This is a genomic window from Actinoplanes rectilineatus (assembly GCF_000962825.1).
Lineage (GTDB): Bacteria > Actinomycetota > Actinomycetes > Mycobacteriales > Micromonosporaceae > Actinoplanes > Actinoplanes rectilineatus.
The window spans coordinates 35880-60334 of record NZ_JZKF01000036.1; the positions used below are offsets into that span (position 1 = coordinate 35880).

Annotated in this window: 19 protein-coding genes and 1 tRNA gene; 8 read left to right on the plus strand and 12 right to left on the minus strand. The window is 70.4% G+C overall.

The features are described from left to right. A complete protein-coding gene (locus WH85_RS25370; protein ID WP_045744506.1) occupies positions 1 to 1095 on the minus strand; it encodes an outer membrane protein assembly factor BamB family protein in 1095 nt (364 codons plus the stop codon). A gap of 351 nt (positions 1096 to 1446) precedes the next feature. Between WH85_RS25370 and WH85_RS25375 the strand changes: the two genes are divergently transcribed. From WH85_RS25375 to WH85_RS25385, 3 genes are read left to right on the plus strand one after another with little or no spacing between them, the layout of a single operon-like run. After that, entirely contained in the window at positions 1447 to 6480 is a 5034-nt protein-coding gene (locus tag WH85_RS25375) for a polymorphic toxin-type HINT domain-containing protein (RefSeq protein ID WP_245674085.1), read from the plus strand. Positions 6481 to 6531: 51 nt separating this feature from the next. After that, positions 6532 to 7020: a DUF6301 family protein gene (locus WH85_RS25380; protein WP_045744507.1), complete on the plus strand. Its 489-nt coding sequence runs from the start codon at positions 6532 to 6534 to the stop codon at positions 7018 to 7020. Next, entirely contained in the window at positions 7017 to 7397 is a 381-nt protein-coding gene (locus tag WH85_RS25385; protein WP_045744508.1) for a TY-Chap domain-containing protein, read from the plus strand. Before WH85_RS25380 ends, WH85_RS25385 begins: the two co-directional genes overlap by 4 nt. Positions 7398 to 7410: 13 nt before the next feature. Here the strand turns inward: WH85_RS25385 and WH85_RS25390 are convergent, their stop codons facing one another. Further along, positions 7411 to 8151, minus strand: a complete 741-nt coding sequence (locus tag WH85_RS25390) for a phosphatase PAP2 family protein (RefSeq protein ID WP_045744509.1) — start codon at positions 8149 to 8151, stop codon at positions 7411 to 7413. A 10-nt stretch (positions 8152 to 8161) separates the two neighbouring features. Next, positions 8162 to 9622: a trypsin-like serine peptidase gene (locus WH85_RS25395; RefSeq protein WP_045744510.1), complete on the minus strand. Its 1461-nt coding sequence runs from the start codon at positions 9620 to 9622 to the stop codon at positions 8162 to 8164. A 90-nt stretch (positions 9623 to 9712) separates the two neighbouring features. On the opposite strand from WH85_RS25395, the gene WH85_RS25400 reads away from it, so the two are divergent. Then, a complete protein-coding gene (locus WH85_RS25400; protein WP_045744511.1) occupies positions 9713 to 10942 on the plus strand; it encodes a DUF4032 domain-containing protein in 1230 nt (409 codons plus the stop codon). Positions 10943 to 10976: 34 nt separating this feature from the next. On the opposite strand, the gene WH85_RS25405 is transcribed toward WH85_RS25400, so the two are convergent. Further along, positions 10977 to 12722 (minus strand): NAD-binding protein, encoded by a 1746-nt coding sequence (locus tag WH85_RS25405; RefSeq protein ID WP_045744512.1) that lies wholly within the window; start codon positions 12720 to 12722, stop codon positions 10977 to 10979. A gap of 123 nt (positions 12723 to 12845) precedes the next feature. Here WH85_RS25405 and WH85_RS25410 point away from each other — a divergent pair, with 123 nt between their 5' ends. After that, positions 12846 to 14306, plus strand: a complete 1461-nt coding sequence (locus WH85_RS25410; RefSeq protein WP_157411209.1) for a hypothetical protein — start codon at positions 12846 to 12848, stop codon at positions 14304 to 14306. A gap of 92 nt (positions 14307 to 14398) precedes the next feature. On the opposite strand, the gene WH85_RS25415 is transcribed toward WH85_RS25410, so the two are convergent. Further along, positions 14399 to 14830 (minus strand): GNAT family N-acetyltransferase, encoded by a 432-nt coding sequence (locus WH85_RS25415; RefSeq protein ID WP_045744514.1) that lies wholly within the window; start codon positions 14828 to 14830, stop codon positions 14399 to 14401. Positions 14831 to 14965: 135 nt separating this feature from the next. Between WH85_RS25415 and WH85_RS25420 the strand changes: the two genes are divergently transcribed. After that, entirely contained in the window at positions 14966 to 16552 is a 1587-nt protein-coding gene (locus WH85_RS25420; RefSeq protein ID WP_045744515.1) for a PQQ-binding-like beta-propeller repeat protein, read from the plus strand. Between the two features lie 59 nt (positions 16553 to 16611). On the opposite strand, the gene WH85_RS25425 is transcribed toward WH85_RS25420, so the two are convergent. Continuing rightward, positions 16612 to 17697 carry an ABC transporter ATP-binding protein gene (locus tag WH85_RS25425; RefSeq protein ID WP_045744516.1) on the minus strand — a complete coding sequence of 362 codons (1086 nt, stop codon included), beginning with the start codon at positions 17695 to 17697 and terminating at the stop codon, positions 16612 to 16614. A 139-nt stretch (positions 17698 to 17836) separates the two neighbouring features. On the opposite strand from WH85_RS25425, the gene WH85_RS25430 reads away from it, so the two are divergent. Next, a tRNA-Thr gene (locus WH85_RS25430) sits at positions 17837 to 17913 on the plus strand. 6 nt (positions 17914 to 17919) lie between these two features. On the opposite strand, the gene nagA is transcribed toward WH85_RS25430, so the two are convergent. Genes nagA through WH85_RS25445 form a run of 3 tightly spaced genes read right to left on the minus strand, consistent with a single transcriptional unit; the run spans position 17920 to position 20869 of the window. Further along, positions 17920 to 19017 carry an N-acetylglucosamine-6-phosphate deacetylase gene (gene nagA, locus WH85_RS25435; RefSeq protein ID WP_045744517.1) on the minus strand — a complete coding sequence of 366 codons (1098 nt, stop codon included), beginning with the start codon at positions 19015 to 19017 and terminating at the stop codon, positions 17920 to 17922. Then, entirely contained in the window at positions 19014 to 19949 is a 936-nt protein-coding gene (locus tag WH85_RS25440; RefSeq protein ID WP_045744518.1) for an ROK family protein, read from the minus strand. Before WH85_RS25440 ends, nagA begins: the two co-directional genes overlap by 4 nt. Next, positions 19946 to 20869 (minus strand): SIS domain-containing protein, encoded by a 924-nt coding sequence (locus WH85_RS25445; RefSeq protein ID WP_045744519.1) that lies wholly within the window; start codon positions 20867 to 20869, stop codon positions 19946 to 19948. The genes WH85_RS25440 and WH85_RS25445 overlap by 4 nt, the downstream gene beginning before the upstream one ends. A 231-nt stretch (positions 20870 to 21100) precedes the next feature. Between WH85_RS25445 and WH85_RS25450 the strand changes: the two genes are divergently transcribed. Continuing rightward, positions 21101 to 21886 (plus strand): DeoR/GlpR family DNA-binding transcription regulator, encoded by a 786-nt coding sequence (locus WH85_RS25450; protein ID WP_045744520.1) that lies wholly within the window; start codon positions 21101 to 21103, stop codon positions 21884 to 21886. Positions 21887 to 21917: 31 nt separating this feature from the next. Here the strand turns inward: WH85_RS25450 and WH85_RS53150 are convergent, their stop codons facing one another. From WH85_RS53150 to WH85_RS25465, 3 genes are all read right to left on the minus strand, one after another. Further along, complete coding sequence (locus tag WH85_RS53150) at positions 21918 to 22373, minus strand: DUF3263 domain-containing protein (protein ID WP_045744542.1); 456 nt, start codon at positions 22371 to 22373, stop codon at positions 21918 to 21920. Positions 22374 to 22469: 96 nt separating this feature from the next. Further along, the gene (locus WH85_RS25460) at positions 22470 to 23468 is read right to left on the minus strand and encodes an ABC transporter permease (protein ID WP_045744543.1); all 999 of its coding nucleotides are present in this window, start codon (positions 23466 to 23468) and stop codon (positions 22470 to 22472) included. Continuing rightward, positions 23465 to 24445 carry an ABC transporter ATP-binding protein gene (locus WH85_RS25465; RefSeq protein WP_045744521.1) on the minus strand — a complete coding sequence of 327 codons (981 nt, stop codon included), beginning with the start codon at positions 24443 to 24445 and terminating at the stop codon, positions 23465 to 23467. Before WH85_RS25465 ends, WH85_RS25460 begins: the two co-directional genes overlap by 4 nt. Positions 24446 to 24455: the final 10 nt, after the last annotated feature.

Consider the following 24455-nt stretch of genomic DNA (forward strand, 5'->3'; position numbering starts at 1 on the left):
TCAGAAGTACGCGCGCAGACGGTCGCCGTCGGTCACGAAGAGTCGGCCGCCGGCGACCATCGGCGCGTAGTTCTGTGTGCTGGGGATCTTCGCGGTGCGGACCGGCCGCCCGGTGCGCACGTCGACGACCGACAGTGGCTCGTCGATGCCGGCCGGGCTGTAGAGCAGGCCGCCGGCGCTCACCGGCTGCCCGGCGCCGTCGCCCAGATGCACCGCCCACAGTCGCTTACCGGTCCGCGCGTCCAGGCAGATCATGGTGCGCTGCCGGGGTACGTAGACGTGCCTGTCGTCGGCGGTCACGTTCGGTGCGGGCTGATCGCTGCTCCATAGGACCGTGCCGGTGGCCGCGTCCACGGCGGCCAGCCCGGTGCCGGAGCCACCGATGTAGAAGCGGGTGCCGGCCGGGTCGCTGCCGACGGCGTACCAGTTGCGGGGTTTCTCCCAGACCGTCGTCCCGTCGGCGACCGAGACGACCCGGGTCCCCTGCTTCTCGGTCCGCAGCAGCAGCCGGCCGCCTGAGGACAGCAGGCCGTCCCCGCGGGTGCCGGTGAGCTGCCACAGCTGCGTGCCGTCGGTGAGCCGGTACCCGGTGGTGGCCAGCGCGAAGTCGGGGCGGGTGTCGACGACGACCACACCCCGGTCCACGACCATGTCCTGGGCCAGCCCGCCGACCGGGATCTCCCACTGTCTGGCCCCGTCCGAGGTGCGGAAGGCGGTGAGGAAACTGGCCGTGGTGTCGCAGGCATAGGTGAGGGTGACGAGCGAGCCGCCGGAGACCGCCATCCGTGTGACACCACGCCGGGACAGCGGCGCATGCCAGCGCAACTGCCCGGTCACCGGGTCGTAGGCGCCCACACCGCCCGGGTCGCTGCTGAACACCTTGCCGTAGGCGGCCAGAGGTTCCCTGCCGACCTCACAGTCCGGCGCGTCGTGGGTCTTGATCGCCCAGCGTTCGACGGCCGTGCCGACGGTGGCCGCCGTCAGCCGGGTCTCACCCGGGTTGTAGTAGGTGGCGCCGGGACCGTAGCCCGGCTGGGCCCACTCCGAAGGCAGAGTGAGGACCGCGAGTATCGCGGCGACCAGTGCAGAACTCATACCAGGATCGAATCGATCCTGTGGGCTCGCCGCGTCGGATCCTCGGACCACCACGCGATCGTGGGGTGAGCCGGATGGGACGCCTCCAGTGTGGTGGATCCCTCATCGTCCCCCACGGGCATTGATCAAACCCGCCTATCGTGGTGATCCGATTACTGCTTAAATATGCGACAGCATCAATCCTTTTCATTGAAGCGACGGGGCGGAAGGCTCGCACGGCGTCGATCTCCAGGGCGTTCGGGGGATCCATGAATCGCGCCGGCCGCGCATGTCAGTCGATCGACGAAGGTTTGCGGCCGAGGTCCGTTGTCGCGGCCCCTACAGCAGCCGCACACGTATACCGACGTCCTCGTGCGCTTCATCGATCAGCTCTACGGGGGTTCCATGTTCCGCGACCACCTGTACGCACGGCGTACACGTCGCAAAGTCCCATCCCGACGATTGCTCGCCCTGGCCACCGGCCTCGCCGCGGTGACGTTGCTGCCGCAGGCGGTGTCGGTGCCCGCCGCGGCGGCGGAACGCCTGCCGGTGGCGGCCCGGTCGCTGACCCTGGCCGAGGCCATCGAGATGGAACGGGTCGCCGCGCAGCAGAGTGAACAGCGCCTGCTCGCCCAGGGCCCGATCGACGAGTTCGAACTGAACCGGATGCTGATCCAGGATCTCGCCGACTACGACGAGGACCCGGAAGTGCGGGCGGCCGCGGCGGCGGTGCTGCTGACCGAGGATCCGGACGAGTTCATCGCGTTCCTCGACAAGGCACTGCCCATCTACCGGGCCGTGGCCGACGAGCGTAAGAAGCAGATCGCGGCGGCCAACCGGGTTCTGGTGGCCGGCTGGGCGGAGACCGGCGGGCCGATCCTGCGCGAGCGCGCGGCGGCGGTGCTGGCCACCAACAACGACCTGAAGATCGCCGACTTCGTGGCGATCGGCAAGGAGGCCGCGGTCGCGGCCGACAAACAGGACGAGCTGAACGCCGCCGAGCAGGCCAAGCTGATCAAGGCGCGGGTCGTGCAGATCGTCGCCGCCGGCGGCTACGAGGTGTCCAGCGCCGGCCAGATGGCGCTGGACAGCGAGGACCCGGCGACCATCGCCGAGTTCTACAACACCGGCTACAAGGCGGCATCCGCTCGGGACGCCGCCGCGCAGACCCAGATCGAGGCGGCCCTCGCGGCGCGGTCCCAGTCGCTCAAGGACCTCATCGACCTGGCGAACCGGGCCACCCGGGCGGCGACCGCCCGCACGACGATCATCGAGTCGAGCGTGGCCGCGACCCAGTCGCTGACCATCACGGCCAACTCGATGCTGCTGACCAACAGGTACGCCAAGCAGGCCGACGCGATCTACGCCGCCGACCTGCCGATCCGTAAGGCGGGCGGGCAGACCCACACCGCCGACCTGACCCGGCTGAGCGCCGACGCGTGCGCCGAGGCGGTCGTCACCGCCCGCAACGCCGACCAGGTCGCCGCACACGCGGGTGTCGCGGATACCGCCGCACGGGTGCTGATGGCGACCGGGCTGTCGAACGGCGTCGACTGGGCCGAAGTGCTCATGGCGCAGAGCGAGGCGGCCACCGCGGCGAAGCTGGCCGCGGACACCGTCTGCAGCGCCACCAAGGCCACCGAAGCGGCCGGCAAGACACTCGACGCCGACCGCAACGCGACCATCGAGATGAAGAACGCGGTCAAGTACCGGGAGGCCGCCGAGAGGAACCAGGCCACCGCGACGAAGCTGGCCGACCAGGCGGAGAAGCTGGCCACCGCGGCGAAGGCCGCCGAGGCCGACGCCCGCAAGCAGCGGCTGCGCGCCGAGCAGGACGCCCAGGACGCATGGGCCAAGGCCCAGCAGGCCGAGGACCACTACAACGCGGCCGTCGTGCAGCGCAACATCGCCCGGCAGCAGATGTCGATCGCCGTGGTCCAGCAGACGATCGCGCTGTCAGCGGCACAGAAGGCGGTCGCCCAGCAGGAGATCGCCTCGGAGAAGGGCCTCAAGGCGCAGGCGGCCGGCGACGAGCTGAACGCCTCGGCCAAGCGCTTCGAGGGTCTCGCCTCGGACGCCCGGAACAAGGCCGTCGAGGCCAACAAGTACATCAACGAACGGAACACCAAGGAACTGAGCCGGGCCGCGCACGCGGCGGACGCGATCGCCAAGGCGGGCACCGCCGAGGGCGACAAGGCGGCCGAGCAGGTCCGGATCATCGACGCGCAGTTGCCGGGCCTCCGCGCCGCCGAGACCGCCGCGCGAGGTGCGGCGAACACCGCCGCCGCGGCAGCCGACGCCGCAGCGGTGGCGGCACAGCGGGCAGCGGCCGCGGCCGCTGCCGCCCGTGCCGAGGCCGACGCCGCCGCAGCCGCGGCGGCCGGCGCCAAGCGGGAGGCGCAGAGCGCGGCGAACGCGGCCAACAAGGCCATCGCCGACGCACAGAAGGCCAACGAGTACGCCCGGCAGGCGGTCAACACCGCACGCGCCGCCGTCAACCAGGCGGTGGCCGCCAAGGCGAACGCCGAACTGACCCAGTCGGCGGCGGACGCCGCGGTGAACGAGGCGGGCATCGCGTCGTTCCAGAGCCGGGTGGCCGGCCGCAACGCGGTCAACGCCCGGGTGTCCGCCCTGGCCCTCGCCGAACCGGTAGCGGTGGCCCTCGACATCGCGTCCTACTACGCGGAGACCGACAACGACGCCGCCATGGCGATCGACATCGCGCACAGCGCCCTGCTGATCAGCACCGAGCAGAGCACTCAGGCCGAACAGCACGCTGTCGACGCCGAAGCCGCCGCGGTGCACGCCGCGGAGATGGCGCTCAAGGCGCAGGACCAGGTCAAACCGGCGTACGAGGCGGCCAAGAAGGCCGCTGAGGAAGCCGAACGGGCGATCCGCGCCTCCAAGGTGGCCATCGACGCGGCGATCGGTGCCGCGGCCGAGGCGAAGGGCGCCGTCACCGCAGCCAAGGACGCCGCCGCAGCGGCCAAGAAGGCGGCGGCGTACGCGGCCGGGGCCGACCGGGTCGCCACCGAGGCCGGTCACGACGCGGCGGTGGCCCGGCAGGCCGCCAACTCGGCCCGCAGCTTCGCGAACACCGCGGAGAAGGCCGCCGACAACGTCAGCACCATCACCAAGAAGGTCACCACCGCGGCCGCCGCCGCCAAGAAGGTCGCCGACGCGATGAAACTCGTCGCCGTCGAGATGACCAACCTGGCCAACAACCTGACCGGCGCGGTCGACCAGGTCGCCGAGCTGTCCAAGGCGGAGAAACAGGCCCGTCAGACCGCGTGGATGCAGAGCTGGCGCGACAGCTTCAGCAAGTTCATCGACGGCAAGTTCGACGACCCGAAGGTACGGGAGTACCTGAAGTCCATCAACGAGGGCGCGGTGGAGTCCGCCGGCGGCATCTGGCTGTCCGGTCTGTGCGCGTTCGGCCCCGGCGGGAACAGCCCAGGTAACACGCCGGACTCCGAAGAGGCCTGCGACATGCTCGTGGAGGGCGTCAAGGGCCTGATCCAGGACCCGGGCTCGCTCATCCACCTGGAGGAGTGGCAGAACGGCGAGTACGCCAAGTTCCTCGGACTGTGGACGTACGACATCGCCAGCCTGGTCATCCCCAAGGTGAGCAAGGTGGCCGGGGGCATCCGGGTGCTGGAGAGCACCCTCACCGACGGCCTCAAGAAGCTCCTCAACGGCGACCTGATGGCCGGCATCAAGAAGTTCGGTGCCGACGCGATGGATGCGGCGCTGAAGGACCTCGGCGCGATCAACGTGGCCAAGCTGCTCGACCTGGACGTCGACCTGCCGGACCGGCTCAAGTTCACCACGCCGGAACTCAAGGCGCTCAAGGCCGTCGTCGACAGCCAGGGCTTCTCCGCCGTCGAGGCCGCCATCCGCGGGCTCGACAACATCGACATCAACCTCACCGACCTGCTGGAAGGCCTGCTGAAGGCCTGCACCAAGGGCCGCAGCTTCACCCCCGAGACGCCGGTGCTGATGGCCGACGGGTCGACCAAGGGGATCGCGTCCATCCGGCTCGGCGACCAGGTGCTCGCCACCGACCCGCTCACCGGGCGGACCTCGGCGCGGCCGGTCACCGCACTGCACCGGAACCTCGACGAGCGGTTCGCCGACGTCACCGTCACCGCGGCGGACGGCAGCCGCGCGATCGTGCGCACCACGTCCGACCACCCGTTCTGGAACGTCACCGACCAGCACTGGGACGACGCGGCGGCCCTGGACGCCGGGGACGCGCTGCTCGCCCACGACGGCGAGGCCACGGTGGCCGGGGTACACCGGCACTGGGGCTCCCGGGACATGTTCGACCTGACCGTGGCGGACGTGCACACGTACTACGTGCTGGCCGGCCGGACGCCGGTCCTCGTGCACAACGAGGACTGCATCAACGACCCCGACATTCCGCGGTACGGCGAGAACGACCTGGCCCCCGCGGAGTTCTCTCCGACGTCTCCGAGCGGCGAGCCGCTGCGGGTCGGCAGCGACGCCAACACGCACTTCGTCGGTGACCCGATCGGTACGTGGCGGGATGTGAACGGCAAGCTGCACGACACCGCGTCCGGCGAGTTCATCTCGAGCGGTCCCACGAAGATCGACGTGACCGCTGTTCCCGGCAAGTCGACGACGACCAACGCGGCAAGCGATGCCGGGGTCAAGATCGGTGTCGAGGGCCGTAAGAACGTCTTCGATCCGCGTAAGGACATCTGGGACAAGATCCTCGGTCCCATCGCGACCAAGTTGTCCCCGAAGGGCATCATCGTCAACGAGGCCTCGATGAGCCCGAAGAGGATGGCCAACCTCCTGGAGAAGGCCGAACCGTACCTCACCGGCAAGGAACTCCTCGACCTGGGCGAGAAGGGGAAGACCTACAACGAGCTGACCGTCGATCTCCGGGACGCCAGTCAGGACCTCGGCACCGCGGGCGGTGACTACGTCGCCCGGACCGAGTTCCCGACCGCGAAGAAGATCACGCCGGCCGATGACGCACCCGGGACGTCCGGCAACCTCGACCGGGTCCTGTTCGACGAGAGCAACGGCGGCCGGATCATCGTGATCGAGGAGAAGGGCGCCGGCAGCAACCTCGGCAGCCGGCTGGTCCGGAACCCGAAGGACCTGACCGGCCCGTACATCCGGGCGCAGCAGATGAGCACCGCGTACCTGCGGCACATGCTCCAGTACGACAACAAGCTCGGACCGCTGCTCGCCAAGGATGCGGTACTGCGTGGGAAGTTCCAGCGGGTCCTCGACGGAAACGATCCGAAACAGATCATCTATCTGCAGGTCAAGACGTCACCCACGGGCCTGGTGACGACGGTGGAGTACGAACTCGACTTCTCCCTGACCGGCCTCGGCCGGGGAGTCATCTCCATCGCCGGAACTCCGTAGCCACCCGATGACCGTGAAAGGATGCGAAAGGCATCCCGTGAGGAGAGACGCGTGACGACCTGGGCCCGGATCGGTTCCGACGCGCTGCGAACAGCGGTGACACAGATGAGGGACGTGCGCTGGTCCTGGCAGCCGGACGGCGTCGAGGAGCTGTGCCGGACGATGGGCTGGACGCTGCTCGAGTCGTACGACAACGGCGCCTTCGCCGATGCCGGACTGGGCGTGCCCGGGGACCGGCTCCGGATGGCGTTCCGGGACGGTCAGGTCGACGATCTCAAGCTGCGCATCACGCAGCCGATCTGGGACGAGGGGCCGGAACGGGACAGCTTCCTCCGGGACGTCTTCGCCGACGCGGTGGACGACAGTGCCACCGTCCTGGGCGAGCCGACAGCCCGGCAGCAGGACGAGCCGCCGACGGTGCGCTGGCGGTTCGACGACAGCACCGTCCTGATCACGCTCCTCGAATCGACCGTGACGGTGACCTGGGCGAGCAACCGGTTCCAGGACGACTGGGACCGGGTCACCGAGGCGCTGTCATGAGCTGGGAGGAACTGACCGAGCAGATCGCCGACCGCCTTCCGCGGCTGGCGACCGGACAGGTCGTCATCGTCGAGGCGCCCGGCAACCGGTACACGGAACTCGTGCAGCTGGCGGGCGGTCTCGCGCTGGACGCGGTCTCCAACGAGTTCCTGCCGCCGGACGGGCGTCTCGGCCCGGAGCAGGAGCGGGAGTTGGCGGCGAAGGGCTGGCAGCCCCCGGAACGGCCGTCCCGGCTGAACTGGTGGCTGGAGGTCCCGAAGTGGCCGTTGCACAGCCGGGACGCGGCCCGGATCGCCGAGTTGATGGTGTCGACGCTGCGGGACGTCTACGGCGTCACCGAGGTGTCCGACATCGGGCACCGTTCGTTCCAGTCCTGACCGGATTCGATCGCTAGATGACAGGCTCGGCCGATTCGTGGCCGGGCCTGTCGGCGTTCAGGCCGGCCGGGCGGTCCCAGCGGTGCAGGAACGCCGGCAGTGGCAGCCGCTCCCAGGGGATGCGCTGCAGGACGCGGGCCAGCACCAGGCCCAGCAGCAGCCCGGCCACCGAGTCGGTCACCCAGTGGAAACCCAGGTAGACCGTGGTCCAGAAGACGATCACCACGGGGGCGACCCGGATCGTCACCCACTCCCACGGGTGCAGGCGCCGGCCGAGGAGCGCGGCGGTCAGCAGGGCGATGATCGCGTACCAGGTCATCACGTTGCCCATGTGCCCGGACGGGTAACTCATCCCCAGATCGCCGATCGCCGCCGGGTTGAAGAGTTCGGCCCGGTCCGGCCCGGTGAAACGCGGTGCGGCCCGGTCGAAGACCAGCTTGATCGGGCCGATCGTCACGTAGGTCAGCACGAACGTGACGATCAGCGGCAGCATCGCCCGCACCGACCGGGTCCGGCGGACCAGGAAGAAGGTGAGGATCGCCGCGATCGGCGTCACCACCGTCAGGCCCTGGCCCAGATAGTTGAAGGTGCGGGCGGTCCAGTAGACGACCGGCGGCTGGTGGGCGAACACCCAGTCGGCCACCGCCACGTCCAGGTCGAGCAGGAGGCCGGTGGCGAGGGCCGCGGTCAGCCAGACGAGGGCACCCGCGGCCAGTGCGTCGGGCCACCAGCTCAGAGTGCGGGGCGAGGTCACCCCTCCAAAACTAGAGGTAGGTACGCAACTTGGCGGCGAGCAGGTCGCCGCGTACGCCCGAGTTGGGGCATCCGCCGAAGTGGTGCAGCGCCACCACCCTGTTGGTGGCGCGGGACAGGACCGGCGAACCCGACGAACCGCCCGCGGTGTCGCAGTAGTAGGAGACGTCCGACTGGGCCGCGTACCCGGTGTAGGCCGGATCCTCCACCGCGCAGTTGCCCGCCTTGTCCCCCTGGCCCCCGGCGATCCGGGTCGGCTCGCCCGCCGGGTGCTGCGGCACGTAGAGCTCCTGCCCCTTGATCGGGCGCACGGTGTCGAGCGTCAGGTACCCGAACTTCTCCACCGACGCGAAGCCGTCCACCGAGAAGAGCGTGAAGTCGAGCACCTTGTCGGTGGCGAGCACCTTGTCGCCCCACACCTTGGTCGGCTTGAACACGTCGTAGCCGCCGCACGTCGCGCACTGGTAGTTGAACCAGACCTCGGTGTCGTAGGCCTCCTCCGACGAGGTCAGGCAGTGGTTGTTGGTGATCATGCGGTTCTTGGCGCCGACCCGCCAGCCGGTGCACAGCTCGGTGCCGTTGATCAGCAGCCGGGCGATGGCCTTCGACTTCGTGTACGCCACCGGATCCGCCGAGCGGTAGCAGACCGCGTCGGTCGACGAGTCCACGCCGCAGACCGACTCCTCACGCCCCGGCCCGGCCCGGCCCGCCTTCTCACGACGCTGCTCGGTGCGGGTGTACCCGCGGGCCACCCGGTCGACGTGGACGCCGAGGCTGCCCAGCGCCGCGCCGAGGCCGAGCGGGTCGGCCGCCCGGTGCACCTCGACGACCGCCGTGTCGCCGGTGATCGACATGGCCCAGCGGTCGGCGCCGCCGGTGTCGACCGCGGCCGGCGCGTCGTAGCGGTAGGACTCGGTCTTCTCCGGGTTCGAAACGGTCACGTGGTCGCCGGGCGCCATCGCCATCCGGTCGAAGTGCACCTTCACGTAGGAGGCGCCGGGGTAGCGGAACGTCTCGGTCTGCGGTCCGGCGAGGTAGCCGAGCAGCTTCTCCACCCGCAGCAGCTCGCCGACCCGCTGCCGGCTGGTGGCCGCCGACTCGAGCCGCGCGTCCTGACCCTTCCGCGGCGTCCCGGCGCCCGCCGTCGCCTTCTCGTCCGTCGGCTTCCCGGTCGCCGACCCCCGACCCGCCGACCCCCGACCCGCCGACTCCCGACCCGCCGACCTCCCCGGCACGGACGGGTCGGTTCCGGTCGGGGCGGTCGTCTCCGGCCGGGCCGCACGATCCGGTTTCCCGCTGGGCGCGGCAGTCGCCTTCCCCCGCGCCGACACGGGGGTACGCTCCACAGCACTCGCCTCGTGCCAGACCCCGGCCGGCTGTTCCCCCGCCGACCCGGACGCCACCGCGCCGGCCGTTGCGGCCAGCGCCAGGGCGGCGCATGCTCCGATGACGATGCCAGTCCTGCGTCGCATGCCACTCCCGTTACGTCGTCGGCCGTTTCGCACCTGTGTAACGAGCCACGTACGGACGCGACGCGCCGAACGAACGGGCACACTTGGGCGGTGCGCATCACCTCCGCCCTCATCGACCCCGCGCTGCTGGATCTGCCCTGGCACATTCCGCTCGAGGAGTGGCCGGCCGACCATCTGGTCGCCCTGCCGCAGGGCATCTCGCGGCACATCGTGCGTTTCGTCAAGCTGAACGACACGGTCTATGCGATGAAGGAGACCCGGGAACGGATCGCCGAGAAGGAGTACGACCTGCTCCGCGCGCTGGAGCGGATCGACTTCCCGGCCGTGCAGGCGGTCGCCATCGCCACCGACCGGCGGACCCCCGAAGGCGAGCCGCTGGAGACCGTGCTGGTCACCAGGCACCTCCAGTTCTCCCTGCCGTACCGGGCGCTGTTCTCCCGTGTGCTGCGGCCGGACACCATGAACCGCCTGCTCGACGCGCTCGCCGCGCTGATCGTGCGGATGCACCTGACCGGTTTCTCCTGGGGCGACTGCTCGCTCTCCAACACGCTGTTCCGCCGGGACGCGGGCGCCTTCGCGGCCTATCTGGTGGACGCCGAGACCGGCAACCTCTATCCGAAACTGTCCGAGGGCCAGCGCAGCGAGGACATCGAGATCCTGCGGCTGAACATCTTCGGGGAGTGCCTGGACCTGCAGGCCGCCGAGCTGCTGCACGAGTCGATCGACCCGGAGACGGTGGTCGACGACATCGTCGCGCGCTACGAGCGTCTGTGGCACGAGGTGACGTACGAGCAGGAGGTGGCGAAGGACGCGCGGCACCACATCGAGCGCCGGATCCGCCGCCTCAACGAGATGGGTTTCGACATCGCCGAGGTGTCGATGTCCACCGTGGACGGCGGCTACCGGGTGCGCCCGAAGGTCGTCGACGCCGGCTACCACACCCGCCGCCTGATGCGCCTGACCGGCCTGGACGCCGAGGAGAACCAGGCCCGGGCACTGCTCAACGATCTGGACGCGTACCGCGCGGAGAGTCACCTGACCGACGAGCAGCAGGCCGCGCACCGCTGGCTGACCGAGGTCTTCGAGCCGGTGGTACGCGCGGTGCCGGTGAACCTGCGCCGCAAGCTGGAGCCGCAGGAGATCTTCTCGCAGATCATCCAGCACAAGTGGCTGCTGTCCGAGGAGGCCGGCCGGGACGTCGGCATGGCCCCGGCGGTCCAGTCCTACCTCTCCGAGGTGCTCGTCAACATGCCCGACGAGCAGGCCGTCCTCGGTGTGGACGCGGACGCGCTGAGCACCGTCGAAGCCGAGCTGATCTGACGGACGGGGTTCGCGCCCGGACCGCGGAACGTGTCTAGTCCTGCGCTGTCATCTCGGACAGCGCGTGCAGCCCGCCGCGGCGGGCCGCCACCAGGATCCGGTCGCCGGCGGCCAGTACCCGGCGGCGATCCGGCACCCAGTCCATCCACTCCTGGCCGACCGCGGACAGCGCGATCACCCGGGACGCCCCGTCCTGTTCGGCCTGGGACAGCGGTGCACCGTCCAGGGGGGACCCGGCGGCGACCTCCAGGGTGGCGACCATGACGGTGTGCCGCCCGACCGGGATGGTGGCGTGCACGTGCCGTTCCAGCAGGGCGGCGGCGAACACCGGTGCGCAGATCCGGGAGACGCTGCGGGACGTGTCGATCTGGAACGTCGACTCGACCCGCTTGGCGAAGTCGTCGTCGAAGAGCCGCAGCACCACGCGCAGGTCCTGACGGGCGTCCCGGGCGCGCAGCGCGGCCTGCAGGTTGACCGGGTCGTTGGTGGAGAGCACGACCAGCGCCTGGCAGGTGTCGACCGAGGCGGCCCGCAGGGTCTCCTCGACGGACGCGTCGCCGACGACCACCGGGATTCCCCGTCTGCGGGCCGATTCGATGCCGCGGGCGTTCGGGTCCTGGTCGATCGCCACCACCCGGACGCCGAGGTCGTGCAGTTGGCGTAGCACCTGGGTGCCGACGTTGCCGAGGCCGACCAGCACGATGTGGTCGCTCAGGTCGCGGGGGACCCGGCCCTCGGCGAGGGCGAGCCGGGCGTTGACCATGCCGTCCACGACCGCCGCGGTGATCAGTGGGAGCAGGGCCAGGCCGGCGATGGTGAGGACCAGTTGTGCGGCCTGCGCGATCGCGTTGCGCCCGACCTCCACATCGGACGACCCGACCGCGGTCAGCAGGGTGATGTAGATCGACTCCCAGACGCCGTGCGGGCTGTCGTCGAACTTGTTCAGCACCGCACCGGCCAGCAGCGTGGTGGCCAGGGTGATCAGCACGGCGAGGCCGAGCTTGCGGCTCAGGGCCGCGTTGATCGCGCGTGCCACGGCCCGCAGGGGTCGCCGCCGGCGGCCGGCCCGGACGAGCAGCCGCCGGGTGACGTCCTCGCCGGGTGGTCCGCCGACGGCTTCGGCGAGGACCAGATCGGTGGAGCGGGTCCCCTCGGGGCCGGGTTCGGCCGGGAGCACGCCGATCTCCCCGTCGTCGGCGATGGTGGCCAGGGTCAGCATCACCCGGCGGTCCGGGACGTCCGTGCGTTCGGCGAGGTAGAAGGTGCGGTTGGACCGGCGGAAGTGGGTGGGTGCGACCTCGCCCAGCGCGGCGGCGACGAAGGCGGGTGCGGCCATCTCGGCGTCGGAGAGCACCGTGCAGCCGGGGAAGAGCCGGGCCACGCTGCGGCCCAGGCCGGTGTTGAACATCCGCACCACCACCCGCAGTTCGGCCTCGACCTCGCGGGCGCAGAGCGCGGCATGCAGGTTGACCATGTCGTCCGGCATGATCAGCGCGAGCGCCGTGGCCCCGTCGAGCCCGGCGTCCCGGAAAGTCGTCTCGTCCAGCCGGTCGGCGGTGCGCAACTCGACACCGCGGTCGCGAAGTGTGGAGAGATTTGGGACGTCAGAACGCAACCGGAGCGGCGTGATGACGGTGATCCGGATTCCGTGCCGTGAATTCGCCAGCTCCTCGGCAAGGGTGTAGACCAGCGCATCCGCTCCACAGAGCACCAGATGCCGCCGTCCGTCCTCATCGGACGAATGGTGGTCGGGCTGCCCGGATACGGATGTGGCGCTCACGTTTGCAGATCGTAGTCAGCCGGAACCCTCTCGCGGGGCCGCTCGTTGCCCCATCCGAACCTTTCGTCCGAGTTGGTAGCAAATACACCAACCCGTTGTCCGATGTGGTCAGGAGAAGACTCAGTGCGTAAGTTGTGGTGTGCCGGAGCTGTCGCCGGCGGGATGTTCCTCCTGTTCGGAGCGGCTACGCCCGCCCAGGCAGACGTGGTCGGCGGCGCCGGAGCGGCCCGTGATCCCCTGCAGAGCGCTCTGCACGGCCTCGCCCACCCGTACGCGGCGACCAGTGACTGGCAGCTTTCCACCCCCATGGCGGCCGACCCGCTCAGCGGTCAGTCGCTCATCGAACTGCATCACGGCGACGAGCCCGACGCCGTGATGGGCGCCGGCGGCTACGGCGACGACGTCATCGACGCCGGCGCCATGGACGACGACGTCCTCGTCGACGACGAGGCCCCGATGGACCTCGACGACCAGCGTGGCGGCGAGAAGCCGTACGCCAAGCCGAACAAGAAGCCGGCGGTGGCCGACGCCGACGTGCTCAGCGGAACCAAGCCGAACCGCCCGAACAAGCACGGGTACGGCAACGACAGCAACACCCCGGCCGGCAACCTGCCGACCGGGAACCTGCCCGTCGGGAACCTGCCGACCGGCAGCCTGCCCTTCGGCACCCTGCCCCTGAACGCCCTCGCGGGTTCGGGCAACAGCATCGCCCTCCCCGGCCTGGCCCACAACCTGGCTCACGGGAACTACGGCGCGGGCAACGGCACCTCGCTCCCCGGCCTGGCCCACAACCTCGCCCACGGGAACTACGGTGCCTACGGCCTGGGCAACGGCAACCAGAAGCGGACCTACACCTACACCCACACCACCGTCTCCAACGGTGGCGGGGACTACGGCCTGGGCGGCCTGGGCCAGGGGCTCGCGAACTCCGGGCACAACGTGGCCCACGGCAACCTGGGCCAGCAGTTCGCCAACGCCGGGCACAACCTGGCGCACGGCGGCGGCCTCGGCTCGCTGACCGGGCTGCCGATGGCCGGCGGTCTCGGCCCGGCCGGCATCCCGGGCTTCCCGGGCCTCGGCGGCGGCCACCAGCAGGGTGGTGGCTACGGCCACCAGGTCGGCGGCTACGGCCACCAGGGTGGCAAGAACTGCGGCTGCGGGCACCTCACCGAGAGCGCCTCGGTCGACGACGAGGGCCCGCTGCTCGGTGGTCTCGGCGGGGTCGTCCCGGTGAGCAACAACGTGCAGAAGCGGGTCGGCACCGCCCTGGGCATGCCGGCCGGCGGTACGCCGGTCGACGACGACACCGACGAGCCGGGCCAGAAGGACAAGCACGACAAGAAGAAGCACAACGCCACCCAGTCGCCGAGCGCGGCACCGAGCGCGTCGGCCGCCACCCCGGCGACCACCGCCCCGGCGACCACCGGCACGATGGCGCCGACCGCCACCGCGACCGTGACCCCGTCCGCCACGCCGTCCGTGACCTCGAAGCAGGCCACGGCCGACGCAGGCACTGAGGACCCGGTCAAGGCCGACCCGCGCCTGTTCGAGGAGCCGGCCGAGGGCGTCCCCTCGACCAAGTAGTTCGAACAGTCGCAGAACCCGCGGGAGCGCGTGCCGTACGTCCATCGGCACGCGCTCCCGCGCTGTCGTCCGCCAGTCCCGCCGTGCCGGCTTCAGGCGCGGCCGGGATCCTCGACCAGATCCCAGCTGAGCAGGGTGAACGTCATCTCCTCGAGCGCCCCGGCCCGCCGGTAGGTCGCCAGCGCCGCCTTGTTGTCGGTCTCCGTCGCCACCCACATGCCGTAACAGCCGTTGCGCCGGGCCAGCTCCGCCAGCGCCTCGACCAGCGCCGCGCCGATGCCCTGCAACCGCGCCACCGGCGCCACCCCGAGCTCGTACACCAGCATCTCGGTGCCCTTGTCCGGATGTGTGGTCTCCACCCCGCTGATCATGCCGACCGGGCGGTCCGCGTCGTCGTACGCCAGCAGCAGATGGTGGGTGGGCTCGGACAGGAAACGACGGGTCGCCGCCTCGAGCGGCGGCGCGTCGAAGAGGTCGGCGGCACGCTGCACCTCGGCCACCGCGGTGGCTCGCTCGATCCGCATCCGTCAACGTTAACCAGGCCGGACGGCGTGACGAAGCACTCGATCGCTGGACACTGTCACGGCCGGTCGGTGGACTGATCAACCGCACGCCGGTCGGTAGCGTGGCGGCGGTACGAGCGGCGGAAGGGCAGCGTGATGGCGGCACAGGGCCACGACGAGACCAGGCAAGAGCCGGGCTCACCACCGGACCCGACCCGGATCGACCCGTCGTTCTCCGAACCCACCGTCGCCGACGTGCAGTACGCCCGGCCCGTCGACCCGTGGGCCGAGGCGGAGGCGGCGGCCGTCGCGGCCGGCGGTCACCTGCCGTACCAGGTCAGCGGCCCCTCGGCGGGCACACCGGCGCCAGGGGTGGGCGACCCCGCGGGGAAGACCGGTGGACGGTCGCGCCGAGCGTACAGAATCGGTCTTTGGAGCACGGCAGGCGCCGCCGCCGTCGCACTCGGGGTGACCGCCGCGGTGGTCCTCTGGCCGAGCAGTTCGATCGACTTCCACCGCCTGGGCGAGCCATCCGTCTTCACCCCCGGCATCGCGCTGACCTCGGCGTTCTCGGACGCGACGGTGATCGGCGACCGGGCCTACTACGTCAGTGCGGCCGCGAACGGGGTGGCCGCGGTGACCGCTGTCGACACGGCGAGCGGCGAGGAGCTCTGGCACGGGAACACCACCCTCTCCGCGGCTCGCTGGGACAGGCTGGTCGCGACCGAGGCCGGTCCGCTGCTCGTCGCCGGGATCGGCAGTGGCAGCACGGAGACCCGGATGGAGCTGCTCGACGAGTCCGGCGGCGCCTCCGTCTGGCACCGGGACGGTCTGGCCGCGGCGGACAGCATCCACCTGGGAACCGGTGTCGTCTTCGTCGTCGCCGACGGCGGAAAGCTGCTGTACAGCCTGGATTCCGGCACCGGCGGGACGGTTCAGGTCACCAGGAACACCATCGGTTCGACCATCGTCGTGCCGACCACGCCGGCGGATCTGACCGGCCCGGCCGACGCGACCGGCACCGCGATCAACCCAGCCCTGGCGGACGACAACCCGTTCGTGCAGGTCACCTCACGCGGCGCGGTGATGGTCCGGGACATGCGCGAGCTCGGCACCACCGCCGAGCGGGACGAGATCGCCGCGACCGGCTCCGGCATGGTCGCGCACGACGGCCGGCTCTTCGTCCCGGAGAGCGGCAGTTCCCGGCGGATCTGGTCCTACGACCTGGCGAAGATCAACACGGCGGAGCCGGTGGCGCTCTACACCTCGCAACAGTCCGGCGCCGACCTCGGCAAGCTGACCCCGTGCGGCGAACTGCTCTGCTTCGTGGAGACGCCGGGGTACGACCGGAAGAAAGCCGAAGTGGTGGCACTGGACGTGACCGGTCTCGGCGAGAAGTGGCGGCTCCCGGTCCCCGACGTCACCTCGCTGGTGCCGGTCGGCGACGCGGTCGCGGCGGTCACCACCACGACCACCACGCTCATCGGCGCGGACGGCAAAGCCGTGTGGAGCGATCAGCCCGGCGTCACGGTCCGCCTCAACGACGGCAATCTGCTGCGCTTCTCGGACGATCTGACCACCGGGTACGCGGAGGACCGCTCGGTGGCCGGAGTCCCGCTCGGCGGCGAGCCGGTCGAACTGGGCCAGGCCCTGGGTGTCCGGCCGGACACCTGCTCGTGGAACACCTACGCCCTGGCCTGTGTGGGCAAGGAGAACTTCGTCCTCTACCGGTTCTCCGAATAGTCCCCGTCATACGAGAACGGCCGGCCCCCGAAGGGACCGGCCGTTCTCAGTGTCCGGCGTCAGATCCGGATGCCGGTGCCGGCGTTGAACACGTGCAGCGCGGTCGGCTGCGGCTTGATGTAGACCGTCTCGCCCATGTTCGGCATGTTGCTGCGCTCGGTCCGCACCGTGAAACGCTCCTGGGTGCCGTCCAGGTCGGCGTGACCGTAGACGTTGGCGTCCGAGCCGAGGTCCTCGACCAGGTCGACGACGATCGGCAGCGCGTCGGGCGACTCGCTGACCACGGAGGCCGCCTCGGGACGGAACCCGATGGTGACCTTGCCGTCGCCGCTCTTCGCCGCCTCGACCTGCTCGCGGGTCAGCGGGATGGTGAGCGAACCGAACTTGCCGCCCGTCTCGGTCAGCGGAACGGTCTTGATGTTCATGGCCGGGGAGCCCATGAAGCCGGCGACGAAGACGTTGCCGGGGGTGTCGTAGAGCGCCCGCGGGGTGTCCACCTGCTGCAGCACGCCGTCCAGCATGACCGCCACCCGGTGACCCATGGTCATGGCCTCGACCTGGTCGTGGGTCACGTAGACCGTGGTGACGCCCAGCTTGGCCTGCAGGGACGCGATCTGCGAACGGGTCTGGACGCGGAGCTTGGCGTCGAGGTTCGACAGCGGCTCGTCCATGAGGAAGACCTGCGGCTTACGGACGATCGCGCGGCCCATGGCGACACGCTGACGCTGACCACCGGAGAGCGCCTTCGGCTTGCGGGAGAGGTACTCCTCCAGCTGAAGCAGGGCGGCGGCCTCCTTGACGGCCTTGTCGATGTCGGCCTTCGGGGTCTTGCGCAGCTTCAAGGCGAAGGCCATGTTCTCGTACACCGTCATGTGCGGGTAGAGAGCGTAGTTCTGGAACACCATCGCGATGTCACGGGACTTCGGCGGGAGGTGCGTCACGTCCTTGTCGTTGATCAGGATGCGGCCGCGGTCGACATCCTCCAGGCCGGCGAGCATGCGCAGGCTGGTGGACTTGCCACAACCGGACGGGCCGACCAGGACGAGGAACTCGCCGTCGCTGATCTCGAGGTTGAGCTCGTTGACCGCGGGACGCTCGGTGCCCGGGTAGATCCGGGACGCCTTCTCGTAAGTGACGGTAGCCATGGTGTATCGACTTCCTTTCCACCGGCAGGAACGTGCCGGACGATCCGAGTAGAAGGAACAGCCCCGCCACCGTATTTCGTTTTGACCCACCTGCCAAGATGGTGACGGCATCTCGGGACGTTATGCTGACTTCCGACCCGCCCCTGTAGCTCAGCTGGCCAGAGCACCCGTCTTGTAAACGGGAGGTCGTCGGTTCGATCCCGACCGGGGGCTCCACTCGTTCTATTCCACCGCAATGCCGGCCCGGAACACGCGTTCAGGGCGCAGATCCGGGCTGAGAACGACCACATCGGCGCGCAGGCCCGGTGCCAGAGCGCCGAGCGTGTCCGCCAGGCCCAACAACCGGGCCGGGGTCGTCGAGGCCATCGCGGACGCCTCCGGCAGCGAGAGACCCGCCGCAACCGCGTTGCGCAGGGCACCGTCCATCGTCAGGGTGCTGCCCGCGATCGAGCCGTCCCGGACCAGCCGGGCCACCCGGTCGGCGACCACCACCTCCTGACCGCCCAGGTCGTACCGGCCGTCCGGCATGCCGGTGGCGTCCATCGCGTCGGTGACCAGCAGGGAGCGGTCCCGGCCGGCGCTGCGGGCGGCGAACGCCAGCATGCCCGGATGCAGGTGGATGTTGTCGGCGATCAACTCCACCGACGCCGTCGACGAGAGCAGGCCGACGACCGGGCCGGGCTCGCGGTGATGCGGCGGGCGCATGCCGTTGAACAGGTGGGTGGCGACCGACGCACCGGCTGCCACCCCGGCCAGGGTCTGGTCGTACGTCGCGTCGGTGTGCCCGACGGCGGCCAGCACCCCGTTGTCGCGCAGGAGACCGATCGCGTCCAGTGCGCCGGGCAGTTCGGGCGCGACGGTCATCATCCGGATCACGCCGCCGCCCGCCGCGAGCAGACCGGTCAGCTCGGCGGGCACCGGATCGCGCAGGTAGGCGGGGTTCTGGGCGCCGCAGCGGACGTGCGAGAGGTATGGGCCCTCGAAGTGGATCCCGGCGATGGTCCCGTCGGCGACCAGCGGACGGTACGCCCCGGTGGCGGCCAGCATCAGCTCGTACGGCGAACTCACCAGACTGGCCAGGATCGTCGTCGTGCCGTGCCGCAGGTGGAACCCGGCGGCGCCACGGGCCGCGTCCGGGTCGCCGGTGGTGAAGGTGTGCCCGCCGCCGCCGTGGCAGTGCAGGTCGACGAAGCCGGGCACGATCACGTCGGCACCGGCCGACGCATCCGGCACGATCGCGGTGATCGTCGGGCCGTCCAGGTCGAGGTGGCCGGTGACGACCGCGCCGGGGGTGACGATCCGGCCGGAGATGCGGGTCATGTGCTCTTTTCCTGGGCGGGGAGTGCGTCGAGGGCGAGCAGCGCGGCGCCCAGGCAGCCGGCGGCGTCGCCGAGTCCGGCCCGGACGATCTCCGGGGAGCGGTGGAAGGTGACCCGCGCGGCGACGGCGGCGCGAACCGGGGTGAGCAGCGCGTCGCCGGCTTCGGCCAGTCCACCGCCGAGGACGATCACGCCGACGTCGTACAGCGCCTGCGCGGTGATCAGCCCGTCGGCCAGGGCCTCGATCGCGTCCTGCCAGACCCGGACGGCCAGTTCCTCGCCCCGGGCGGCACGGGTGGTCACGTCGTACGCGGTCGCGCCCGGCTCGCCGGACAGCTCCGCGTACCGCCGCCCGATGGCCTTGCCGCCGGCCTCCGCCTCCAGGCAGCCGCGCATGCCGCAGCCGCAGGCGGTGCCGCCGGGGCGGACCACCACATGACCGAGTTCGCCGGCCGCGCCGTGGGCGCCCGGATAGGCGGCGCCGTCGATCACCAGACCAGCGGAGATGCCGGTGCCGATGGCCACGAACAGCACGTGCCGCCGACCCCGCCCGGCACCGAGCCGGGCTTCGGCGAGGGCGCCCACCCGCATGTCGTGGCCGAGCGCCACGGGCAGCTCCAGCCGCTGCACGGCCAGATCCCGCAGGGGTACGTCCCGGAAGCCCACATTCGCCGACCAGACCGCGACGCCGTTCTGTTCGTCGACGACCCCGGGCACCCCGATGCCGGCCGCGATCGGGGTGAGGCCGTCGGCCCGCGCCTTCCCGGCCAGCGACGCGGCGACGGCCAGGATGGTCTCGGTGACCGCCTCGGGGCCGCGGTCGGCCGGGGTGGCGTGCCGTTCCTCGTGGTGGACCGTGCCGTCCGGCCGGACCAGCGCACATTTCATTCCGGTGCCCCCGACGTCGAGGGCGACGACGACCTGATCGCTCACGTGAGGACCACGGAGCGGGTCAGGTTGCGGGGGTGGTCCGGGTCGACGCCCTGCGTGGTGGCCAGGAGCACGGCCACCCGCTGCGCCAGGACCAGGTCGGCCATCGGGTCCAGGGGTTCCCGGCCGCCGACCCAGCGGCCCAGCGAGGCGTACCCACCGTGGTGGCGGCTGTGTACGAACGCCGCGCCGGTGGCCTCCACCTCGTCGGCGAGACCGGCCGGCAGGTCGCCGAACGCCCACACCACGCGGCGCGGTCCGGCGATCGAGATGGGTCCGTGCCGGTAGTCCATCGCCGGGTACGACTCGGTCCAGAAGCCGGCCGTCTCCCGGCACTTCAGGGCGGCCTCCTCGGCGAGGCCGACGGTCCAGCCCCGGCCGAGGAAGGTGATCTGGTCGAAGAGGGCCGGGTGCACCGGGAGCGGCAGTCGGACGGCCACCTCGGCGTCCTGCGCGGCGGCCTCGATGTCGGTGCCCAGGTGGGTGCGGAGCAGGGCGAGGACGCTGGTGGCGAAGCGGGTCTGCACGACCGACTGCTCGTCGGCGAAGTCGAGCACCACGGCGTGCCGGGCGATCTCGGCGGCCGGCTGGGAGCCGTCCGCGGTGATGGCGGTGACCGGGGTGTTCGCACCGGCCTCACGCATCACGTCGAGGGCCTCGGTGGTGGTGCCGGAGCGGGTGATCGCGACGATCCGGTCGTAGCGCCGTCCGTGCGGGAAGTCGGAGGCCTGGAAGGCGTCGGTCTCGCCCTGGCCGGCCTGCTCGCGGAGCACCGCGTACGACTTGGCCATGAACCAGGAGGTGCCGCATCCGACGACGGCGACCCGTTCGCCGGGAAGCGGGAGTCCCGGTGCGGTGGCTAGTTTCGCCGCCTGCCGCCAGCATTCGGGCTGGGTGGCGATTTCCGCTTTGACATGGCTCATGACTGTTCCTCACCGGTAGTTGCTGCGCGGTACCGCCCGTTACGGGGCATTACCGCGACAGAGCTGCGCATTAGCGCTCGTATCCCGGGTCTTTCGAGCGTTATTGTGCTCAGAACGTGGTCCGTGGAGCAAGGTCCTTCGGCCCTTTGCGCACCGGGTCGCTTTGCTTTCGGGTCTTTCGCGCACTAATGTGCACACACTTATCATGGAACGTGCAGCTGGGAGTGTCGGGTGGACCGGTACGCGCGGTGGAATGCCCTGCTCGAGCTACTCACCGAGAGCGGCAGGGTCTCGGTCGAGGAGGCCTCCGAACGCCTCGACGTCTCCCAGGCGACCATCCGGCGCGACTTCGACCAACTCGCCCAGCAGCAGATGATCACCCGGACCCGGGGCGGCGCGGTCGCCAACGGTGTCTCCTACGACCTGCCGCTGCGCTACAAGAGCGCCAAACACTCCGCCGAGAAGCAGCGGATCGGTGAGGCCGCCGCCCGCCTGGTCGAACCCGGCACCGTCGTCGGCCTCAACGGCGGCACCACGATCACCGAGGTGGCCCGTGCCCTGGCGGTACGCCCCGACCTGAACGCCGGCGGTGACGGCGCCCAGCTGACCGTGGTCACCAACGCACTGAACATCGCCAACGAGCTGCTGCTCCGCTCCCGCATGAAGATCGTGGTGGCCGGCGGCGTGGTCCGGCCGCAGTCCTTCGAGGTGGTCGGCCCGCTCGGCGGGGCGCTGCTCAAGGAGGTCACCCTCGACATCGTGCTGCTCGGCGTCGACGCGCTCGACGTGGAGCTGGGCGCGGCGTCACACCACGAGGGTGAGGCCGCGATGAACAGCCTGATGGTGGCCCGGGCCAAGCGGGTCGTGGTGATCGCCGACTCGTCCAAGCTGGGCGGTCACGCGTTCGCCCGGATCTGCCCGATCGACAGGATCGAGACCCTGGTGACGGATTCCGGGGCGTCGCCCGCGGTGATGGCCGCGTTCCGCGAGGCGGGCGTGGACGTCATCACCGCCTGAGCCCGGGTTCCTCGTCTCCTGAGCTCGGGGATCACCGTCTCCTGGTGCGGGCCCTCGCCGAACGCAGGCGGCGCAGGCGGCCGATCAGCACCGGGTCCTGCTCGAGGGCCGCGGGATTGTCCAGGAGCGCGTTCAACAGCTGGTAGTAACGGGTCGAGGACAGCTCGAAGGCGTCCCGGATCGCCTGCTCCTTGGCGCCCGCGTGTTTCCACCACTTCGCCTCGAACGCGAGGATCTTCGCCTCCCGCTCGGAAAGGGCGGGCGCCGGAGCCGAAGTCGGAGCCGGTTCGAGTGGTGACGCCTCCGGGTGCGGCGCGGTTTCCAGTGGTGGGGCCTCCGCGCGGGGCGCGGTTTCCAGTGGTGAGGCCCCCGCGCGGGGCGCGGTCTCCAGTGGTGAGGACTCCGCGCGCGGCGCGGGGATGTGCTGCTCGCCGAGTATGAGTTCCTCGGCCTGCTGTTCTCCGGTGGGTTCAGCGGCGGGCGGCATGACACTCCCAAACGGCAGCGGCGGGAAATCGGTCCGCACGGATATACGCGGGGATCACCAGCATAAACATGGCCGGTGACCCCCGCGCACGTTACCTCAAGCGATGTCCCGCTTACGGAAAGTCCACATTGCCACCACCGTGACGAGGACGAACAGCGCAGTCAGCAGTCCACCGGCCATCTGCCAGGTGATGGTGAAGACCGGTTGTTCGCAATTCCCGCCGGACGCATAGTCACAAGGGGCCGACCAGTCGATCACCTCCGCCGACTTGTACATCCAGGCGGTCACCCACTTGTCCGCCAGGTAGAGGTCGGCGTACCGCGCCGAGGCCATGTTCAGCACCGTGCTGAGGCCGAACTGCATCACCACCAGCGCACCGATCGCGACACCGAACGCCGCCGCGGTGTGCCGGCCGATCGAGGCCAGACCGAACCCGAGCGCCCCGGCGACCACCACCAGCGCCAGTGCCCGCAGACCGGTCAGACCGAACGACTGCCACACACCCGGCGTCAGCTTGCCCAGATCGCCGCGGAACCGGCCGATCGCCCAGAACGTCGCGGTCCACAGCAGACCGGTCACCACGGTCAGGCCGACCAGCCCGGCGAGCAGCGCGCCCAGCTTGGTGAGCAGCACCTGCGCCCGCCGTGGACGCCACAGCAGCAGGTTCATCATGCCGCCGTTACGCCACTCGACACCCACGAACGAGGCGCCGATCGCAAACGCCACCATTGCCAGCAGCGCCGTCAGCACCACCAGCATGTCCTCGAAGCTCTCCCCGAAATTGAAGGAGAACGGGAGATACCACTGGGCTTCGTAGTCCCCGGGGGTCGGCTGGTAGATGGAGGCGCAGTCGCCGCCGTACGCCGCCGAATCCACCGCGCAGAGCCGCTTCTCCTCCGCGGCGTACTCCAGGGCGCTCTGATACTCCGCGGTCGCCTGCGTCTGGGCCCGCGCCGTCACCGCCGGGGTGAGCTTCGTGCTGAAGATCCCGACCCCGCCGACGATCAACCCCAGCACCAGCAGCGTCAGGACCACGAACACCCGGGTGAACCGTCGTTTGACCAGTCGTCGCGTCTCGGCCCGATAGAGGCTCACCGACCCCACCCTCCACCCGCGGCGGCGACCTGGTCGACCTGCCGGTTCTCTCCGTCGACCGGCGCGGTGCCGGTCAGTTCCAGGAAGACGCTCTCCAGGTCGGCCGAGATCGGCGTCAGCTCGGCCACGAAGATCTGCTGCTCGGCGAGCAGCTTGGTGATCTGCGCCGGATTGCCCGCGTTGCCGACCACGAAGTGATCACTCTCCAGGCGTACCTCGGCACCGGCGGTCCGCAGCAGCTGCGCGGCGTTCAGCAGGTCGACGCCCGGCTCCAGCCGGACCTTCACCGACGCCGACGTGTGCTGGGCCAGCACGTCGGCCACCGACCCGGACGACACCCGGCGGCCGGCCGCGATGATCGTCACCGAGTCGCAGATCAGCTGGATCTCGCCGAGGATGTGGCTGGACAGCAGCACGGTCATGCCGGAATCCGACAGGTCACGCATCAGGGTGCGCATCTCCCGGATCCCGCCCGGGTCCAAGCCGTTCGCCGGCTCGTCCAGGATCAGCAGCTTCGGCTCCTTGAGCAGCGCCGACGCCACGGCCAGACGCTGCTTCATGCCCAGCGAATAGGTCTTCACCTTCTCCTTGGCCCGCTCCCGCAGACCGACCAGCTCCAGCACCGCGTGCACCCGGTTGCGGTTCACGTCGCCGGCGATGGCGAGCAGGGTCAGCGTCTCCAGCGCGGTGAAGTTGCCGAAGAACTGCGGGCTCTCCACGATCGCGCCGACCCCGGAGGCCACCTCCGGCAGGTGACGGGGCACCTCGTGGCCGAGGATCGCCATGCGGCCCTCGTTCGGCCGGATCAGGCCGAGGAGCGTCCGTAAGGTGGTGGTCTTGCCCGACCCGTTGGGGCCGAGGAACCCGTGCACCTGGCCGGCCTCCACCAGCATGTCGAAGCCGTCCAGCGCGTTCCGGACACCCTTGCGGCTGCGATAGGTCTTCCGCAGCCCTGATATCTCGAGTACGGCGGTCATCGCCGCACCT

Excerpts from the sequence above, each read along its gene's own strand:
- WH85_RS25370 (WP_045744506.1), bottom strand. The coding sequence starts at position 1,095 with ATGAGTTCTGCACTGGTCGCCGCGATACTCGCGGTCCTCACTCTGCCT.
- WH85_RS25385 (WP_045744508.1), top strand. The coding sequence starts at position 7,017 with ATGAGCTGGGAGGAACTGACCGAGCAGATCGCCGACCGCCTTCCGCGG.
- WH85_RS25395 (WP_045744510.1), bottom strand. The coding sequence starts at position 9,622 with ATGCGACGCAGGACTGGCATCGTCATCGGAGCATGCGCCGCCCTGGCG.
- WH85_RS25415 (WP_045744514.1), bottom strand. The coding sequence starts at position 14,830 with ATGCGGATCGAGCGAGCCACCGCGGTGGCCGAGGTGCAGCGTGCCGCC.
- WH85_RS25420 (WP_045744515.1), top strand. The coding sequence starts at position 14,966 with ATGGCGGCACAGGGCCACGACGAGACCAGGCAAGAGCCGGGCTCACCA.
- WH85_RS25425 (WP_045744516.1), bottom strand. The coding sequence starts at position 17,697 with ATGGCTACCGTCACTTACGAGAAGGCGTCCCGGATCTACCCGGGCACC.
- nagA (WP_045744517.1), bottom strand. The coding sequence starts at position 19,017 with ATGACCCGCATCTCCGGCCGGATCGTCACCCCCGGCGCGGTCGTCACC.
- WH85_RS25445 (WP_045744519.1), bottom strand. The coding sequence starts at position 20,869 with ATGAGCCATGTCAAAGCGGAAATCGCCACCCAGCCCGAATGCTGGCGG.
- WH85_RS53150 (WP_045744542.1), bottom strand. The coding sequence starts at position 22,373 with ATGCCGCCCGCCGCTGAACCCACCGGAGAACAGCAGGCCGAGGAACTC.
- WH85_RS25465 (WP_045744521.1), bottom strand. The coding sequence starts at position 24,445 with ATGACCGCCGTACTCGAGATATCAGGGCTGCGGAAGACCTATCGCAGC.